Below are 17202 nucleotides of genomic sequence, written 5' to 3' on the forward strand. Positions count from 1 at the left end.
TAATATTTTTACATAAAAAATAGTGACAAGCTAGTTTAGGTATAAGAAGAGGAATTGATTGTGTGGTCAGGATAGCTTCAAACAAAGAAACTGCGCAAGAGAATGCACGAAAATTTCTAAAGCTTTAGCCCCCTTTAACAATTTGTAAGGAGCATTTATATGAAAAAGAAAGCTTTAATTTTTTCTGGGGTCATAGTATTTATTGGATTTATTTGTTTCTTTTTTTTCTTAAAAAAAGATAATGATAAAAAAATTGAAATCCAGAAAAAAGAAAATAGTTACGTGACAAAGATTAACTACGGTCAGACTTATACTTATGATGCAACTAAAGATGGTTCATATGATCCATCCTATATAAAATTCATCGACAGTTCTCATTATGTAGCGGTGCCTGTATTAGATATAAAAGAAGACCCAGAAGAAGACGATGGTCCTGCGATCTATTTCATACAAGGTAAATATCGAAAAGATGAAAAAAGCAGATTTCAATTAGGAAAAAGTATTCGTAATACAACTCTAATCTTTGATAGCTACGCAGATTTTGAAAAAGGCGACTTTAAAAAGAATGAATTGAGTGAATCTCAAGCTCGAAAATTTATGTTGCCCTTTGAAGAAAACTTTGTCCAGAAAAAGGGAAAGTATTACTTCTATCGTTGGAAAACAATGCAAGGTGATTATCCCTATCATACTAGAAAAGGATTTGTGCATTTAAGAAAAGCAAAAAAGGATATTCCAACCACAGAAAAGGAATTTATTCGGAAGTACCATAAGAAGCAGTAGTAAAATCATTGCGTTTCTACACAGCCCCCTCAGAAAAACAGTATACTCAAGCTGAAAGGTATAATATTAATGGAATGTCTCCAAAAAAGGCTACAAATAACTTGAAACGTATTTTTTATAAGAGCATACCCAAGCATAAAACGATTCCTTCTTTGGACAATTATTCGATAACATGGGGAGTAGGTGATCTTTATTAAAAAGAAAAGATTTTTGTCTCTGTTGGCTGCAATTTGTGTTTTAATTGCAATTTTAACATCGTTAACAATATGGAAAACGAATAGTGTAACAAAACTCAAAACCAATCAAACATACATGTTGGACAATAAGCAAACAGGAGGAGATCCTCCTTCATATATTAAATTCCTGGATAATTCTCGATACGTGGCCATACCCCTGCAAAATTTAGATGAAGATAGTGATCAGATAGTTGGAGTCACTTTTATCCAAGGTACTTATAGTCAACGTCACAACAGGTATATCCTTGGAAATAATACAAAAGAGACTTCTTTAGTTTTTAGTAATTATCAGGATTTTGAGAAAGGTGACTACACTTTACAGCACAAAAAAGTGTCTCCTCAAGAAAAAAATTATATTTTTGTAGGTAATTATATAAAAAAAGAGCATGGTGCATTCTGTTATAAATGGGCGATAAAAATTAATAATGCAGATAAACCTGATAGGTATAAAAGCAAATTTGTGCGTCTAAAAAAATCCAAACTTGACATTCCAATCACAGAAAAGGAATTTATTCGGAAGTACCATAAGAAGCAGTAATAAAATTCGTACGAGAACTCACAGGCGCAATTGTAGACTTATGGCCTAATATTAGACGAAGAAATGATTGGAAATAAAATTCTTTTGTAGAAAGTATTATCTGCAAAATTGTGACTATTAAACGGATGAAATAAAACGGCAACAAAAAAGATGAACGCACTTTGGCAAACACAAGCAGCAACCAGCAACCAGCAACCAGCAACCAGCAACCAGCAAGTTATCTTATGATGGGCTGCAAACATTCGCTGATTTTACTAGAGGGCTAAAGTCAAACCTATTCAATAACTTGGGGAAAGTAGGTGTTTATTATTAAGTTGAAAAAATGTCTAGCTTTAACAATACTAATTTTTTTGTTGATAACAAGCGCTGTTTTCTTAATAACTTGGCAATCGGTGAGTGTTACCAAGATCAATAGAAATCAGACGTACACGTATAACGGAAAGAAAGTAAGTCCTGATGCACCATCATATATTAAGATAGTTGATGGTTCTCATTATGTGGCGATTCCAAACTTAGAAATGAGAGATGATAGTAATCAAGCCTTTGGTATTACGTTTGTCCAAGGTGTTTACACAAAAAAACACGATGATTTTAAACTTGGGAAAAATGCTCAAAAAACAGAATTATGGTTTGACAGTTATGACGATTTTAAAGATGGCAGATATACAATAAGTAAAAGCCGCCAAATCAAATTAAAGAAGACTGTTCCACCATTTGAAGAGGGCAAACTAACGAAGAAAAAAGGAATATATTATTACAAAAGCAATCGCATCAATACGTATAGTTTAAAGAAAAAATTTTTATACTTACGTCTAAGGAAGGCGAAGATAAATCTTCCAACCACAGAGAAGGAATTCATTCGGCAATACCATCAGAAGCAATGATCAGGATTGCTTCACAATAAAGGAAAACCCTTGAGCAGAATCAGGGGCAGCTAGTGTAGACTTAAACTATCAGAAAATAGAATATTTTTATTTCAAGGAAGATGATGGCCAGGAGCATAGCGAGCGGCTGTCCTCTTCCTTGTTTAGTTCTGGTTCTTAAAAAATAGAGAATTTTACTTAACCTTTCACAAAAAATCTGCGTGCTCAGTGAATGAAGTTACCTTATGTTTCAAGCTGTAAATCCATTTTATTGAATATCACCTTTCCTTTGTGTATCTTATGTCATAACTAGAATTTCCTAATGGTCAAGCTGAGCTGAATCAATTGATGCAAGAAAGTTCAGTTAGGCATATGAAACAAAATGCACAATGTAAGCGCTACAATAAAATTGGTTCTTGAGAAAGGCGGTGTCACATGCTTTATCGCGAATACAGGCTCATTAAAAAGTTTGTAAATACAAATTCATTGTTGACGATTGCTCAAATCGCTGACTTCCTGAATGTCTCTGCCAGAACAGCATATTTAACGATCAATGGCGTTAATGACTGGTTAGCCGCACATGACCTAGCTGAAATTCAAAATGTGCGGGATTGCGGCTATCATCTGGCGCCTGAGAACTACGATCAGGTCAGTCAGCTGTTAGAGTCGGAAGTTCGGCAAGCCAATGTTGATCTGCCCAGAACTGAAAGGGTCATGCTGATCGAGTTTGCCGTCCTGTGCCAGGCCGAACCGATCTCCTTGCAGTTTCTCCGGTCTTTGACTGGAGTCACCACCAGAACGGTCCAAAGCGATTTGGCAGAAGTCAGGAAAAAGTTGGTCAGCGCAAAATTAAAACTGCTTTCAGTCAAGCAGCATTTTGCAGTTCAAGGTCAAGAAGAAGAGCTGCGCAAATACACTCTGCGGTTACTAAATGAGATCCAGGACACCATCGTGCAAGATAAAATCGCAACGCTGATGCCATTTGACGAAAAGCAGCGGGCAAAAGTGGAGCGGGGCTTGCTCCATTTGGAACAGCAGACTGGTCATTATTTGACTGACGACTCACTTTTTCAGGTGAAGCAGTTCATCTACTTTTCGCTAGTCAGATACCGAAATCATTGTTATTTGACAGCCAAAGCCGACGATGTGAACGCGCAGAGGTATCATGTGGCAGAACTCTTGGCCGAGCTTGGGGTCAGTCAGGAACACCTGGCAGAAGAAAGCAGTTTGCTGGCCAAGGTGATCCGGTCCAGACAGGCTAGTTATCCCTTAAAAATTCAGGGTTCAAATGAGCTTTACTTGTTGGCGGGCCGGATCATCAAAAATTTTGTTGCTATTTCCGGAGTCAAACTGGCTAACAGCAGTTTACAAAAACAGCTTTACACGCATTTGATCGCCGCCAAGCACCGGGTCAAATACCAGATCCAGTTTCAGAATTCGGAGACGATCAAGGTGCAAAAGAAGTACCCGGAGCTTTATCTGATGACCAAGCAGTCTGTCAAAGTTTTTGAAGAATACCTGGGAGCAAAACTGACCACGGCTGAGATCGAATTGATCGCCCTCTACTTTGGCGGGGAACTTGAAAAAGTTAACTTCGTTGAGCAAAGAGCAGCTAAACATCGCGTCCTGTTAGTTTGCGGCAGCGGGATGGGGACTTCACGCTTTCTGCAGATCAGACTGGAAAAACTTTTCCCCAAGCAGCTGGAGATCCAGATCGTCACTAAGCAAAGCTATGAACAGGCTGATCAAATCGAGGCAGAACTGGTCATTACAACTTTGCCGCTGACTGAAAAGAACTTACCGGTGATCAATATTAAGGCGGATCTGACCGAGTCTGACATTCAAGAGATCCAAAAGTACTTGCCGAGTCTAGCTAATAGCGAAGTCAAACATGCTTCGCCTTACGTTAAAGCCACGCAAGTCCTGGACATTGTGAGTGAATATGCCCGCGTCGAGAACTTCCCCGGTCTGACTGCTGCTCTCCAAAGCTACTTCTTAGACGGACCTGAAAATCAGGCAAAAGCTGAACGGCAGCTGGGACTGAGCGATCTTTTGCCAACCAACCGCATTGTTTTCAAGCAGGGCAAGTATTCCTGGCAGGAAGCTGTCCAATTGAGCGGAGAGTTATTAGAAAAAGATCAGGTGACCGAAGCAAAATATACTCGACTGATGCAAAAACAGATCGAAAACTATGGCCCCTACATGGCGATCATGCCGGATGTGATGCTGTTACACGCCAAACCCGAGATCTCGCCGCAATACAAGCAGCCGGGAATGGGCTTGATATATTTTCAGCAGCCGGTGAGCTTTAATGCTCAGACTAAGGCCAGGTATATCTTCAGCCTTTATTCGCCAACGATGGATCTGCACGTCAACGCCTTAACGCAGCTGACCGAGATCTTGTCGAACAACAAGCTGGTTGGGCAGTTTAAAGATGCACAGACACCTGAAGAATTGACCCGGCTGTTCATACAGGCCACCCATAGAGGAGAGGAGAAATAGTGATGGCATTTATCCAAGCAGAATTGATCCAACTAAACGTTCAAGCAGATAACTGGAAGGATGCCATTTTGAAAGCCGGACAGCCGCTGCTGAACCAGCAGTATGTAACCAAGGATTATCTGAATGAGGTGATCAAAATTGCAGAAGAAACAGGACCGTATATTGTATTTACGCCGCATGTCGCGCTCTCCCACGCCAAAACTGAGGACGGCGCGCTTAAAGATGGGATCGGGCTGACGACTTTGAAACAGCCGCTTGCTTTTGGCAATAAAGACAATGATCCCGTCAAATATATCTTTACGCTGAGTTCAACTCAGCCCAACGGACACTTAGACCAGATGGCACAATTAGTGAACCTCCTATCCAAAAAGGATTTTTTTGAACAGATCGACCAAGCAGCGAATCCAGCTGTAGCAGCCGATTATCTCAATCAAATAGCAAAGGAATGAGTAAAAATGAAAAAAGCAGTTATTACTTGTCGAGCAGGAATGGGAACGAGCACGATGTTAACGGTTCAGGTCAAAAATGTGGCGCAAAAAAACAACTGGGACTTAGAAGTCGACCATGCCAGTGTCGATGGAATCGGCAGTTTCCAAGGCGATATTATCATTGCTTTGAGTGATGTGGCCGATGACATTCGCGCCAAAGAAAAGAATAAGGCAGTTGTTGGGATCAAGAATATGATGGATCAACAGGAAATCGAAGATAAACTCACGCCACTAATGAAAGAGTAGGTGACTGACATTGTTAGATTTTATCATTAGTTTTCTCAGCCAGCCCGCGGTGCTGTTGGGCGTGGTCGCTTTTATCGGGCTAGTTGCCCAGAAGGATAAGGACTGGTCAGATGTAACTAAAGGGACTTTCAAGACGGTGATCGGCTTTTTGATCTTTCAAGTTGGTGCCAGCACACTGACCGAAGTTCTGCAAAGCTTCAATGTGATCTTTAAGGCAGGCTTTAACTTGCATGGATTGATCGCATCACCGGAAGCAGCAACGGCCGCGGCTCAGACCAAATACGGCTTCGTGGTCGCGCTGATCTTGATTTTAGGATTTGTCATGAATATCGTCTTCGCCCGGATCACACCTTTCAAAAACATCTTCTTTACCGGCCAGCACAGCTTGTATTTTGCCTGTGTTTTAGGGCTGATCCTCAAATTTAACGGTGTGAACGATTTCTGGTCGATCCTGGTGGGCGGCTTGATCTTGGGCTTTGCAGCGAGTGCCTTGCCGTCCTTGTGCCAGCCCTTTATGCGCAAAATTACCGGCAATGACAACCAAGCAATCGGACATTACAACATGATCGGTTATGCCTTGTCCGGGGCGATCGGGCTTTTGTTCAAGAAACACAAAGACCAAACGACTGAGAACATTCACTTTCCCAAATATTTGTCGATCTTCAAGGATTTCTTGATCGGTTTGGCAATTGTGATGCTGGTCTTGTTCTATGTTTCAGTTTTAGCTGCCGGACAAAGTGTTACAACCAAACTTTCCGGTGATGTGAACTGGTTGGTTTACCCATTTATTCAAGCGCTGACCTTTACTGCCGGAATGGGTGTCTTGATGTATGGTGTCGGGATGTTCTTAGAAGAGATCACCAATGCTTTCGTAGCGATCTCATCCAAGTTTATTCCCGGTTCGCGCCCCGCATTGGATGTCCCGACAGTCTTCCCCTTTGCACCAACAGCTGTCTTACTGGGCTTTGTCAGTTCATATACGGCGGGCTTGCTGTCAATTGGTGTGATGATCTTATTCCACAGTCCAACGATCATCATTCCAGCGGCGCATATCTGTTTCTTCTCCGGCGGGACCGCGGCAATTTTCGGCAACGCAACTGGCGGTTGGCGCGGAGCCCTCGTTGGGTCATTTGTCGACGGCTTGCTGATCTCATTTCTGCCGTTGATCTTGGTTCCCGTTTTCCAAGACATGGGGATCGCCAGTTCAACCTTCCCGAATATTGATTACAACGTTGTTGGGTCCTTGCTCCACGCATTACTCAGCGCATTTCACTAGTAGGATAGACATTTAGAGAGGAAATGAGGCTATGGATATCATTGCTAATTTGCAAAATATAATGGACGACGAGCTGGCGGCTGTCAAATATGTTGAAAGTGAGATCGACGCGCACCGTGATGATTATAAAAGTGTTGTGGCAGCGATTGCCCAGTTGAAGGGTAATCTGATCATGATGGGGGTCGGTAAATCTGGCCATATCGGCAAGAAGTTATCGGCGACCTTTGCCAGCACTGGAACACCTTCGTTTTTTGTCCATGCCACAGAAGCGATGCACGGAGATCTCGGGATGATCACCAGCGATGATCTGGTCGTGATGATCTCGAATTCAGGTGAAACTAAGGAGTGCCTGGCACCCCTGAAGCCGATCCACCGTATCGGCGCGAAGATCGTTGCGTTCACGGGTGAAGAAAAATCCAGTTTGGCAGAGGATAGCGATTATCTTGTGCTGGTTAAAGTGAAACGCGAGGCTGATCGATTCAACTTGGCTCCAACGAACAGTTCAACTGCAGTGTTAGTCACCGGCGATGCCTTGGCTTTGACTGTTTCAGAAATCAAAGGTTTTTCCGAAAAAGACTTCGGCATGTTTCATCCAGGCGGCTCTTTGGGCAAACGACTGTTGCAGGAAGGCATTCTCAAGTGAAGAGGATTCATCGGTTGGTTTTTAGGCAAAAGACCAACCGAAAGAGAAGCAATTGGTTGGTCTTTAAGCCAAAGACCAACCGAAAGAGAAGCAATTGGTTGGTCTTTAAGGCAAAGACCAACCGAAAGAGGAGTAATTGGTTGGTCTTTATGCCAAAGACCAACCAAAAGAGAAGCAACTGGGAGCATTCTTTCAATAATTTGGTTGAACTACTGGAGTCGCAAATCTATACCAATTTGCCAAAGCCAATAACAATTAGAGGTTATCATTTAGTGTCCGAAAAAGTAAGCAACAATAGGCACTAAAACTTGGTTTAAAAGATAATGGTTAATTTCATAATACGAGGAGAGATAAGATGTTTAAAGGCATTATTACGCCAATCGTGACACCTTTTAACAGAGATGAGGCACAATCGATCAACTATGAGGCAACTAAGGAACACATTGAGCGTTTGCTGGCTGCAGGGGTCCAAGGAATTTTTGCCTTAGGCAGCAATGGCGAGTTTCACGTCCTGACTCATGCAGAGAAGACGGCTTTTGTCGAGAAAGTCGTGGGGTTCGTTGACCACCGGGTGCCAGTTTTTGCCGGTGCAGGAGCCTGTTCCACTAGGGAGACAGTTTCATTAGCCCAAGAGATGGAGCAGTCGGGCGCAGATGCACTCTCAGTTGTTGCTCCCTACTTTATCAAACCAACAGATGCTGAGCTGGTGGAACATTACCAAACGATTGCTGCGAGCGTCAACTTGCCGGTCATTTTGTACAACATCCCGAAAAATACTGGTTACAGTTTGCCGCCAGCGGTCGTAGAGCAGCTGGCTCAAGTCGAAAATATCGTTGGCATCAAGGATAGCAGCGGTGATTTGGAACTGTTGCAGGCATACACTGACATTGCTGCTGCCAATGATTTCCAAGTTCTGATCGGTTCGGATTCCAAAATTTCGGTTGCTTATCAGATGGGCGCAAAAGCAGCAATTGCTGGGACCAGTAATTTGCTCCCAAAGACGCTGGTGGCTCTGGATCAAGCTTTGGCAGCAGGAGAGTATGAAACAGCCAACCAACTGCAGGGCAGCATTGATGTTTTGCGAAAAGCACTGAAGTTGGGCACTGTTCCGGCAATTCTCAAGCGTTCGATCGAACTATCCGGACTGGCTCAAGTCGGTCCAGCACGAAAACCAGTGACTGAACCAAATCAGCAAACGGATGAAGAAATAGTCAAGATGTTGGAATTTTATCGTTAGGTAAAATCCTCAACAAAATAGATAGGAAAAAGGACCTTTGCACCCTCAGTTTAATGAGGCGGCACAGGTCCTTTTTGATGTCTGCTTTGGGAAAAGAAATTTGTTGAGTAAGTAACGCAAGAAGAACTGGTAAACTCCTCCAAGTCAGCCGAAGTAGGAGGAGAATAGGAGCCAAACTCCTCCAAGTCTGTTGAAGTAAGAGGAGAAAGAGAGTCAAACTCCTCCAAGTCGGTTGAAGTAAGAGGAGAAAAGGAGCTAAACTCCTCCAAGTCAAAGTAACGCGAGAATAGTAGTTAAACTCGCTTAAGTTTGCCAAAGTAACGCGAGTTTAGGAGCTAAACTCACGTAAGTCGGTCAAAGTAACGCGAGTTTATCAAAATAATTGTCCAAAAAGATGGTGAGATTAACGCTTAAACTACACCTGTTTTGCCAAAAGAAGGTGAGATTAGCGCCTAAACTCCACCTGTTTCGCCAAAAGAAGGTGAGATTAGCGCCTAAACTCCACCTGTTTCGCCAAAAGAAGGTGAGATTAACGACTAAGCTACACCTGTTTTGCCAAAAGATGGTGAGATTAGCGCTTAAACTACACCTGTTTCGCCAGAAGAAGCAGCCGCACGCATCTCAACGAAGAAACCTTACTGGTACGCTCCGAAGCTGACCTTGTCGTTGACGACTCGTGCTTTGCCGGCCAAATCTTTAATGCCCAGCCCCGACTGTAGTTTGGCGGTATTCTTCGCTGGCGACCCTTGCTCAAGGCGGAAATCACCATCCTGTGGCGCGACGAAATGCGGCTTGCCGGTATAATTTGGTTTCTGTTTGATCTTCCCCAGTTTGCCAGTAAACTGTTTTCCGTCGGCAAAGATGTTGTTTTGGATCACATTGAAGCTGTCTTGAGCATAGTGCTGCACCAGAATCTGGGTTGGATTATTGACTAAGGTGTTGTTCAAGATCCGAATGCTGCGCGCTTTACCTCTTTTTTTGTCATAGCCGCCAAATGAGATCCCGGCGATTGGCCTGCAATCGACTACCAAATTGTTGCGAATCACTATTTTTTTGGTTGTCCTGCCATGATGTTCGCTGGCCGCCTCGATCCCAATATCTGCCTTGTGGATCTTGTTGCGCTGAATCTTGATGTTGCGAGCGCCATCGGCGTATATCGCCGCAGAAGAGGGTGCCTGATAAGCTGGATTATCCTTGGTTGAAATATTCCAAATCTCATTTTGGGTCACGACTCCATCACGTGCGTAGTCGTGCTTGGCGGCTGTCCTTTCGTAGCCGATCAGATCAATGCCGATGTTGTCATTATCGTGGATCCGATTTTTGCTGATCTTGAACTGGCGGACGTTTCCATTGACGGCGACTGTTTCACTGGAACCTAGCCGATTATGGTCGATTTCATTGCCAATCAGCGTAATTTTTTGCAGGGGCTTTTTACTGCTAGTCCCATAAATCGCGATCGCATGTGCGTTGGCCTGCGCCGTATCTTTGGTCAAAGCTGCAATGTTTCCGACATGGCAATCTTTAATTGAGATCCCCTTGCTAGTCCCTGTGATCAAGATCCCGGCAGGAACTTGTTGATTGCGGGAAGTAAAGTTTTGCACTGTCAAACCTTGGACCTTGAGGTAACGGCGGTTTCTGATCGTCAGCAAGCCTTCCATGTCGCCGGCCACATGCAGCTTGCTCCCATCGACCACAACTTTGTCAGACTGAAAATTGCACAAGGTGATTGGCAAGCCATTCCTCCCAGAGTGGGGAAAATGAATTTTTTCGTGGTAGGTCCCGCCATGCACCACAACTTTGTCGCCAGCCCGAGCTTTTTTCAGCGCCGAATTGATCGCTTTAAACGGCTGGGCAGCCGAGCCAGTGCCAGCTTGCGTCGCGGCGAGAGAAACGTGGATCGTTTGGGCATTGGCACTAGGTAATTTAAACAACAAAGCTAAGCTTAAGGCGAGGATAAACTTAAGAATGTTTCTCATGGTTGGTCTCCATTTCTGTTCGGATTATACCGACTATCTGCTTATTCATGGTGTCCCAATCTTTCCAAATATTCGCCAAATCCTTCATCTTCTTCGATAATGCCGGTCTCTTTTGCTTCATACCAGTTGATTTTGTCGTTCAAAATTTGGAGATGATGTTGAATTTCTGCAAATTGCTCTAAAAAATTGCTTTTGGTGGTTCTTAAAAGCTGGAGTCGCTGGGGAATGGTGCTGTCTCCTTGTTCACGCCAGATAATATATTGCTTGAGTTCTTTGATACTCATGCCCGTTCCTTTTAAGTGGTTTAAGAACTTCAACCAGCTGACATCTTCTGCCGTATAGCAGCGCCGTCCATGAGGATCTCTTTGCGGTTTGATCAAGCCTTCGCTTTCATAGTATCTTAAGGTGGAAGCCGGCAAATCAAACTTCCGGCTGAATTCCCCGATATTATATTTTCGAGCCATTTTATTTCTCCTTAAAGTTAACTTCATTAAATATTATACAAAAATAGGCTGAAAAGCAAAAATCAGCGTATCTATTGACTTAAAGTATACTTGAAGGAGTATGCTCTTTTCAAATGGAAGGAATGGAGGTCAGTCAATGGCTAAACAGTGGACAAAAGAACAATTGAATCAATTCACGGATGCTGATGACATGTATGTTTCGCCTTTCTACGCAGACGGGAAAACCTTTGGCACGCCAACGTGGATCTGGTCAGTCGTGGTAGGGCAAAATTTATATGTGCGAGCCTATAATGGTCAAAATTCGCGCTGGTACCAGTCAGCGATGACACAACAAGCCGGCAAGATCAAACTGGCAGGGCAAGAATTTGCAGCCGAATTTATTGATGCAGCCGGAGACCAGGAGCTGGATGCAAAAATCAACGCTGCCTATCAAGCAAAGTACCAGGACAGTCCGTACTTACCGCCGATGTTAAAAACAGGTCCCGTCAGTGCCACTGTTAAAATTTTGCCAAGATAAGTCTTGAAGGAGGAATTTTGTATGGCCAAGAAACAAACAGCCGGGCAAGAACAATTAGGTGCTTTTGCCCCACAATTTGCCCATTTGAATGATGACGTGTTATTCGGAGAGGTCTGGAGTAAAGAAAACGAGTTATCTGCCCACGACCGTTCATTGATCACGATCGCGGCGCTGATCGCGATGGGGAGCACTGAGCAGTTATCCGCCCACTTGCAAATTGGCAAAAATAACGGCATTACTCAAGAAGAAATCAGCGCTGAAATTACTCATTTAGCCTTTTATGCCGGCTGGCCCAAAGCTTGGTCAGCTTTTAACCGAGCAAAAGAAATTTGGCAGGAAAAGTAATTTGTCTTAAGTAAGGAGAAAAAAATGACAGCGAAAAAAGTTGAACAGCCTGGAGTCTTTGCGACTGGACCCAAAAACGATGCCTATGCTCAATACTTCATTGGCCAGAGTTATAACTAGACCTTAGTTATTCCTGAAAAAGACGTGAGTGTTCCGGTCGGAAATGTCACCTTTGAACCGGGGTGCCGGAATAACTGGCACATCCATCATGGCGGCAGTCAAATTTTACTGGTGACGGGCGGTGAAGGCTGGTATCAAGAAGCAGGGCGACCAGCTCAACGCTTAAAGCCGGGCGATGTTGTGATCGCACATGACGGCGTCAAACATTGGCATGGGGCAGCTAAGGATTCCTGGTTTAGTCATCTTGCCATTACCACAGGGACTTCGGAATGGCTTGAACCGGTGACAGATCAAGAATATTTCGCGTTATCAGAGGAGGCTGAAAATGACAATTCTCACTGAAAATTACACCTTAAATAATGGAGTCAAAATCCCGAAATTAGGTTTTGGAACCTGGCTGATCGGAAATGACCAAGCGGCTAAAGCGGTCCAACAGGCTGCCCAAGTCGGGTATCGTCACTTTGATACCGCACAAGCTTATGGAAATGAGGAGGGTGTTGGTGCCGGTTTAAAGGCAACTGGCCTGAAGCGCGCTGAATTGTTTGTGACCACGAAGGTCCAAGCTGAATTCAAAGACTATTTGACGGCAAAAAAATCAGTTGACGGATCGTTGCAAAAACTCGGTTTAGACTATGTGGACCTCTTGTTGATCCATGCGCCTGAACCGTGGGCAGAATTTCACGGCGAAAACCATTACCTCGAAGAGAACGTGGAAGTGTGGCGCGCGATGGAAGAAGCGCTGCAAGCGGGCAAGGTCCGGGCGATCGGGGTCTCTAATTTCTTGCAAACGGACTTAACTAATATCCTAGAAAATGGTTCAGTTAAACCAGCTGTGAATCAATTGTTGACCCACGTTGGGCATACTTCCTTTGATCTGCTGGAACAAGCACAGCGAAATGATATTTTGGTTGAAGCCTATTCACCCGTAGCCCACGGCGAGATCTTGCAAAACGAGCAAATCAAGCAAATGGCACACAAATATCAAGTGACAGTCCCGCAATTGGCCATTCGTTATTGTTTGGAATTAGGGACCTTGCCTTTGCCCAAGAGTGCCAACCCAGAGCATATTGCCAATAACGCGGACGTTGATTTTAAAATAGCCGCAGAAGATATGCAGGTCTTGGAAAAATTACCCCAAATTAAAGATTATGGTAATTCAAGTGATTTTCCGGTCTTTAGCGGAAAGTAATTTGTCTGTGAAATCTTGCGTGGGAAGTGGATGACTAGACAGTAAAGTTTAAAATCAAAAAGTCTTTTTGGTGAAGTTTTGCTTTACCGGAGAGACTTTTTGCTTGAGTTGAATGATCCAAATTCTTGATGCAGAGGTTGAAAAATTTTAGTGGGCTGTTTGTGGTTGCTAGTTCAATTGACTTTGATCCAGACTGCAACAAATCGGATTAATCTTTTCCCGACATTGAGCCAGCTTCCAAAGCAACTAGATAATAATCCAAGCCTCTGTACGTTATAACTTGCAACCTTTAGTTCGTAAATTCGATCCTAATTGTTTTGCCCGTGGCGTGCGCAATTTCTGCCAAATTATCGAAGGCCATGCTCAATGCGAGCGATGGTAGATTGAGGTACTCCCGCTCTTTTTGGCTAAATCTTCTTGGGTTAAACCAGCTTCTTCACGTGCATAATATAAGGCAAGATCACTGGCAGAACGTTCCTTTTCAGCACGGTAATTTTTGGCAAATTCTGGATCTTTTAACTCACGTTTTAGAATATCATTGATTTTAATTTTGATCTCACCATTCCTTTCTTAGTGCAGGGGCGTGCTTTATCTAGAATAGAAATCGTAATTATTGTCTCGTTTGGCGCCTGTTGGCTTGCATCACTGCTGGTGCCTTCAGTCGTAGTTTTCAATCTTAGTTCTGTCACTACGTTAATTATTATGAACATCGCCCATGCTGTGGGTGTTTTCTTCTGGGGCAAAAGTAAAAACTAGGATAAACTATCCGTAGCCGTGTTCGTTAATGCGAATACGGTTTTTTTCGGTTTCTTTTGATCAAAAAGGAAACACATTACGAGATTGATCAAAGATAATAAAAATATTTTTCCAACTTAGTATACAAAAACTAACTAGACAAAACGAAACTATCAGCCTATAATATTAATTTGTAAACCGATTTCAAAAATGAACGGAGAAACTAAATGAACGAAAAGATAAATAATAAGCTATGGAGCATAGCCAACAAGTTACGGGGTTCAGGAGTCAGCCCAGAGCAGTTCCTACATGTGATCTGCATGGTGCTATATGTCGGGCATGAAGATAAGGAAGTCTTGCGCAAATTAATGTTGGCAGATAAGGAAGAGCTATTGACTGCAATTGCCAAGGTGCAAGTCGACCAGCCAACAAAAATTATTGGGCTTGCTGACGAGGATCTGCTGGCAGCAATTCCGACTAATGTTTTGGTCGAAGTTTATGACCTTGTTAAGTACCTGGATCCGCAAGAGGATGCTGAATTTTTAGAAGAACTGATGAGTCAGATGCAGCAGAATGCTGGCAAGCGGGGCAGTATTTTGGATGATTTCCCACAAACGGGAAAATTGATGATGGAACTAGCGGCACCAACTCCACAAGAAAAAATTTATGATCCGTATTTCAGGACAGGGATCAGGTACAGCGAGTTATTAGCAGCCAACCCTGATCAGCAAATCTATGCTCAAGAACCAAACCAGTTAGCATATGTAGCAGGGCAAGTGAGGTCATATCTGCGGCAGGCAGGTAATGTACAAGTTCTCCACCAAGATGTTTTACAGGAAAAACTGAGTCCAAAAATTAATGGCGTTGTGGATCTGACTTTGGCTTCACCGCCAATGCATCGCCGCATGAGACCAGAGGATCTGGATAAAGAGCGGTACCGTTTTGGCAAGCCGTCAAGCATAGTTGATTGGGCTTATGTGATGAGCGGCCTCGATGTATTAAACGACACTGGACGCGCAATCTTTAATCTCAGTAATTCGGCTGTCTTTCGGGGCAACATCGACGCTGAGATCAGGGAAAAAATCGTGTCAGCTGATTTGATTGAAGCAGTGATCGCCCTGCCGGATGAACGCAAAGTTGCCAGTGGAGTTCCTCGGGTCCTTGTCTTGTTTAGGATGCATAAAACAAGCCACCAGGGTCAAGTGTTGATGATCAATGCCCGGCATTTGTCCAAGAAAAAATTTGATTTTAGCCAAGCAGTACACCAGCAGATCAAGCAAATTCTTGAGCAAGGACAGGAAAAAGAGGGTGTTTCCGCTTGGGTGAACAACGAAACGATCACGAAAAATAACGGGATCTTGGTGCCTGACCAGTATATCGAGCAGGATGTCTTTAAACTCAGCCCAGACCTAAAAATTAGGTTAAACCGGGAGAAAATCGGCCAGGTGCCAATGCTTGAGTTAGGACAAGTCGCCGAGCTCTACCGTGGCTTTAACGTCACCAGCAGTGATGAAGAACCAGATGGCAGCTATGGATTGATCAAGATTTCAGACCTCGCTGGAGGAAAAATTAATTATGCGCAGTTGGCGCGGACGAATGGCAAGGCTAACACTCGCGTTGAAAATTATCAGGTTCAAAAAGGCGATGTTCTTTTGCCAATCAGGGGCGAGCTCAGAGCTGCCGTTGTAGTGACAGAGGCTCACCCGAATGTCTTGTTGACACAAAACATCATTGGAGTCAGACCGATTGAAGGAAAGCTGGATAGCCAGTGGTTGGTTGAATATCTGAACAGCCCAGTTGGTCGCGCATTGTTGAGCGGCATTAGTGTTGGAACCATGATCAAGCAAATCCCACTGCAGCAACTGAAAAAGCTGGCGATCTTGCCGAATCAAACACAAGCAGTGGCTGACTATCGTGAAAAGAAGGATGGCTTGGAGGAGCAGTTGAGGCAGATCCAGCTGCAAATGGAGCAGGCTAAGAATGAGTTCTATCAAGCGAGCGGGATTGGAGAATTGTTTGAAAAAAGTAACTAATTTTTTCAAACGGATCTCAAAATAATTTGATTTTGTCCGATATTATCTATAGAAAGCTTTATAATAAAAATAGTTAAAAAGTCGATAGTTGAAGTCCGGAGAAAATTAGAGCTATTCAATTATTAAATAAGATTATCAGATGAATTGCCGCAAAGCTTGCAGCTTTTTAAAGCCTATGTTGAAGCCGGCTACGTAATTAAATTGTAATAAAAATCCCCCATAGAGTGAGGATACGTTTTATGATCAGGAGGCAAACTATTGGACGAGAAACCTTTAATGAAATCCAAAGAACGCGTTAGACAGCACGGTGAAGTATTTACTCCTAAATGGATCGTTGACAAAATGTTAGATCAGCCTGGAATAAAAGAAGCAACTGAAAACTTAAGGGCGACTTTTTTAGAACCTTCCGCTGGTGAGGGTGCATTTCTAGTCGAGATTTTAAATCGACGCTTAAATTTGGCTTATCAGCAAAGTAATTCTTTACGAGAGTATGAAGAAAATGCACTGATAGGTCTATCTACTCTCTACGGAATTGAGTTGCTGGAAGATAACGTTGAAATGTTGGTCATGAACCTTATGAGTGAATTTGAAATGCATTATTATGATGCAATTCATAAGTATTCTGGAAACTATAGTAACAAAGTCTTTCAAAGTGCCAAGGTGATTATTTCAGCTAATATGGTTCAAGGAAATGCCTTAACTCATCTAACACAAGAAAACACACCAATTATTTTTAGTGAATGGAAAATTTTACCGAAAAAATATGGTAAACATAAAGTTGAAAGAATTGAATCTACTTTCGAAGATATTATTGAGCAAAATGAAAGCAACGGTTCAGCTTCAACAGCGCATCAAGATGAACAACTTGACTTATTTGCTCTTGATGAGGAGCAAGAAGAAGACACTGAAGAAGTACCAAAACTGCGGTACAAAGTTGTTGATTTGCTTGATATTGGTCAACAGATAGTCGAAGAAATTGCATAAACAATAGACAGAGTATGGGCTGTAACAGAA

The 17202-nt window shown here is 43.1% G+C and carries 16 protein-coding genes and 1 pseudogene; 15 read left to right on the forward strand and 2 right to left on the reverse strand.

The features are described from left to right. Positions 1–159: 159 nt before the first annotated feature. From LFYK43_RS02340 to dapA, 9 genes are all read left to right on the forward strand, one after another. On the forward strand, positions 160–780 hold the full coding sequence (locus LFYK43_RS02340; protein WP_124975049.1) for a hypothetical protein: 621 nt from the start codon (positions 160–162) through the stop codon (positions 778–780). Positions 781–963: 183 nt separating this feature from the next. Then, the gene (locus LFYK43_RS02345) at positions 964–1554 is read left to right on the forward strand and encodes a hypothetical protein (protein WP_124975050.1); all 591 of its coding nucleotides are present in this window, start codon (positions 964–966) and stop codon (positions 1552–1554) included. 299 nt (positions 1555–1853) lie between these two features. Next, complete coding sequence (locus tag LFYK43_RS02350) at positions 1854–2438, forward strand: hypothetical protein (protein ID WP_124975052.1); 585 nt, start codon at positions 1854–1856, stop codon at positions 2436–2438. Positions 2439–2903: 465 nt separating this feature from the next. Then, positions 2904–4919: a BglG family transcription antiterminator gene (locus LFYK43_RS02355; protein ID WP_229717896.1), complete on the forward strand. Its 2016-nt coding sequence runs from the start codon at positions 2904–2906 to the stop codon at positions 4917–4919. 2 nt (positions 4920–4921) lie between these two features. Beyond that, entirely contained in the window at positions 4922–5368 is a 447-nt protein-coding gene (locus LFYK43_RS02360; RefSeq protein ID WP_124975056.1) for a PTS sugar transporter subunit IIA, read from the forward strand. Positions 5369–5374: 6 nt separating this feature from the next. After that, complete coding sequence (locus LFYK43_RS02365) at positions 5375–5653, forward strand: PTS sugar transporter subunit IIB (RefSeq protein WP_124975058.1); 279 nt, start codon at positions 5375–5377, stop codon at positions 5651–5653. A 10-nt stretch (positions 5654–5663) separates the two neighbouring features. Beyond that, positions 5664–6929: a PTS ascorbate transporter subunit IIC gene (ulaA, locus tag LFYK43_RS02370; protein ID WP_124975060.1), complete on the forward strand. Its 1266-nt coding sequence runs from the start codon at positions 5664–5666 to the stop codon at positions 6927–6929. A 31-nt stretch (positions 6930–6960) separates the two neighbouring features. After that, a complete protein-coding gene (locus LFYK43_RS02375) occupies positions 6961–7572 on the forward strand; it encodes a KpsF/GutQ family sugar-phosphate isomerase (protein ID WP_124975062.1) in 612 nt (203 codons plus the stop codon). Between the two features lie 355 nt (positions 7573–7927). After that, entirely contained in the window at positions 7928–8809 is an 882-nt protein-coding gene (gene dapA, locus LFYK43_RS02380) for a 4-hydroxy-tetrahydrodipicolinate synthase (RefSeq protein ID WP_124975064.1), read from the forward strand. Positions 8810–9444: 635 nt separating this feature from the next. On the opposite strand, the gene LFYK43_RS02385 is transcribed toward dapA, so the two are convergent. Both LFYK43_RS02385 and LFYK43_RS02390 read right to left on the reverse strand, forming a co-directional pair. Then, positions 9445–10785: a right-handed parallel beta-helix repeat-containing protein gene (locus LFYK43_RS02385; protein WP_124975066.1), complete on the reverse strand. Its 1341-nt coding sequence runs from the start codon at positions 10783–10785 to the stop codon at positions 9445–9447. A gap of 41 nt (positions 10786–10826) precedes the next feature. After that, the gene (locus LFYK43_RS02390) at positions 10827–11249 is read right to left on the reverse strand and encodes a MerR family transcriptional regulator (RefSeq protein WP_124975068.1); all 423 of its coding nucleotides are present in this window, start codon (positions 11247–11249) and stop codon (positions 10827–10829) included. Between the two features lie 136 nt (positions 11250–11385). Here LFYK43_RS02390 and LFYK43_RS02395 point away from each other — a divergent pair, with 136 nt between their 5' ends. The 6 genes and pseudogenes from LFYK43_RS02395 (at position 11386) to LFYK43_RS02425 (ending at position 17172) form a co-directional block, all read left to right on the forward strand. Continuing rightward, complete coding sequence (locus LFYK43_RS02395; protein WP_124975070.1) at positions 11386–11766, forward strand: DUF2255 family protein; 381 nt, start codon at positions 11386–11388, stop codon at positions 11764–11766. A gap of 21 nt (positions 11767–11787) precedes the next feature. Continuing rightward, entirely contained in the window at positions 11788–12111 is a 324-nt protein-coding gene (locus LFYK43_RS02400) for a carboxymuconolactone decarboxylase family protein (protein WP_124975072.1), read from the forward strand. Between the two features lie 24 nt (positions 12112–12135). Further along, positions 12136–12573, forward strand: a pseudogene (locus tag LFYK43_RS02405) (cupin domain-containing protein). Then, positions 12557–13420 (forward strand): aldo/keto reductase, encoded by an 864-nt coding sequence (locus LFYK43_RS02410; RefSeq protein WP_124975074.1) that lies wholly within the window; start codon positions 12557–12559, stop codon positions 13418–13420. Before LFYK43_RS02405 ends, LFYK43_RS02410 begins: the two are co-directional and overlap by 17 nt. Before the next feature lie 962 nt (positions 13421–14382). Next, complete coding sequence (locus tag LFYK43_RS02420; protein WP_124975076.1) at positions 14383–16188, forward strand: N-6 DNA methylase; 1806 nt, start codon at positions 14383–14385, stop codon at positions 16186–16188. Between the two features lie 258 nt (positions 16189–16446). After that, positions 16447–17172 carry a DNA methyltransferase family protein gene (locus tag LFYK43_RS02425; protein ID WP_124975078.1) on the forward strand — a complete coding sequence of 242 codons (726 nt, stop codon included), beginning with the start codon at positions 16447–16449 and terminating at the stop codon, positions 17170–17172. Positions 17173–17202 lie beyond the last annotated feature (30 nt).

This window comes from Ligilactobacillus salitolerans, assembly GCF_003864415.1.
Lineage (GTDB): Bacteria > Bacillota > Bacilli > Lactobacillales > Lactobacillaceae > Ligilactobacillus > Ligilactobacillus salitolerans.

Bases quoted from the DNA above. Each gene is read 5' to 3' on its own strand.
- LFYK43_RS02385 (WP_124975066.1), bottom strand. From the start codon at position 10,785: ATGAGAAACATTCTTAAGTTTATCCTCGCCTTAAGCTTAGCTTTGTTG.
- dapA (WP_124975064.1), top strand. From the start codon at position 7,928: ATGTTTAAAGGCATTATTACGCCAATCGTGACACCTTTTAACAGAGAT.
- LFYK43_RS02375 (WP_124975062.1), top strand. From the start codon at position 6,961: ATGGATATCATTGCTAATTTGCAAAATATAATGGACGACGAGCTGGCG.
- LFYK43_RS02410 (WP_124975074.1), top strand. From the start codon at position 12,557: ATGACAATTCTCACTGAAAATTACACCTTAAATAATGGAGTCAAAATC.
- LFYK43_RS02395 (WP_124975070.1), top strand. From the start codon at position 11,386: ATGGCTAAACAGTGGACAAAAGAACAATTGAATCAATTCACGGATGCT.
- LFYK43_RS02365 (WP_124975058.1), top strand. From the start codon at position 5,375: ATGAAAAAAGCAGTTATTACTTGTCGAGCAGGAATGGGAACGAGCACG.
- LFYK43_RS02400 (WP_124975072.1), top strand. From the start codon at position 11,788: ATGGCCAAGAAACAAACAGCCGGGCAAGAACAATTAGGTGCTTTTGCC.
- LFYK43_RS02360 (WP_124975056.1), top strand. From the start codon at position 4,922: ATGGCATTTATCCAAGCAGAATTGATCCAACTAAACGTTCAAGCAGAT.
- LFYK43_RS02420 (WP_124975076.1), top strand. From the start codon at position 14,383: ATGAACGAAAAGATAAATAATAAGCTATGGAGCATAGCCAACAAGTTA.
- LFYK43_RS02340 (WP_124975049.1), top strand. From the start codon at position 160: ATGAAAAAGAAAGCTTTAATTTTTTCTGGGGTCATAGTATTTATTGGA.
- LFYK43_RS02390 (WP_124975068.1), bottom strand. From the start codon at position 11,249: ATGGCTCGAAAATATAATATCGGGGAATTCAGCCGGAAGTTTGATTTG.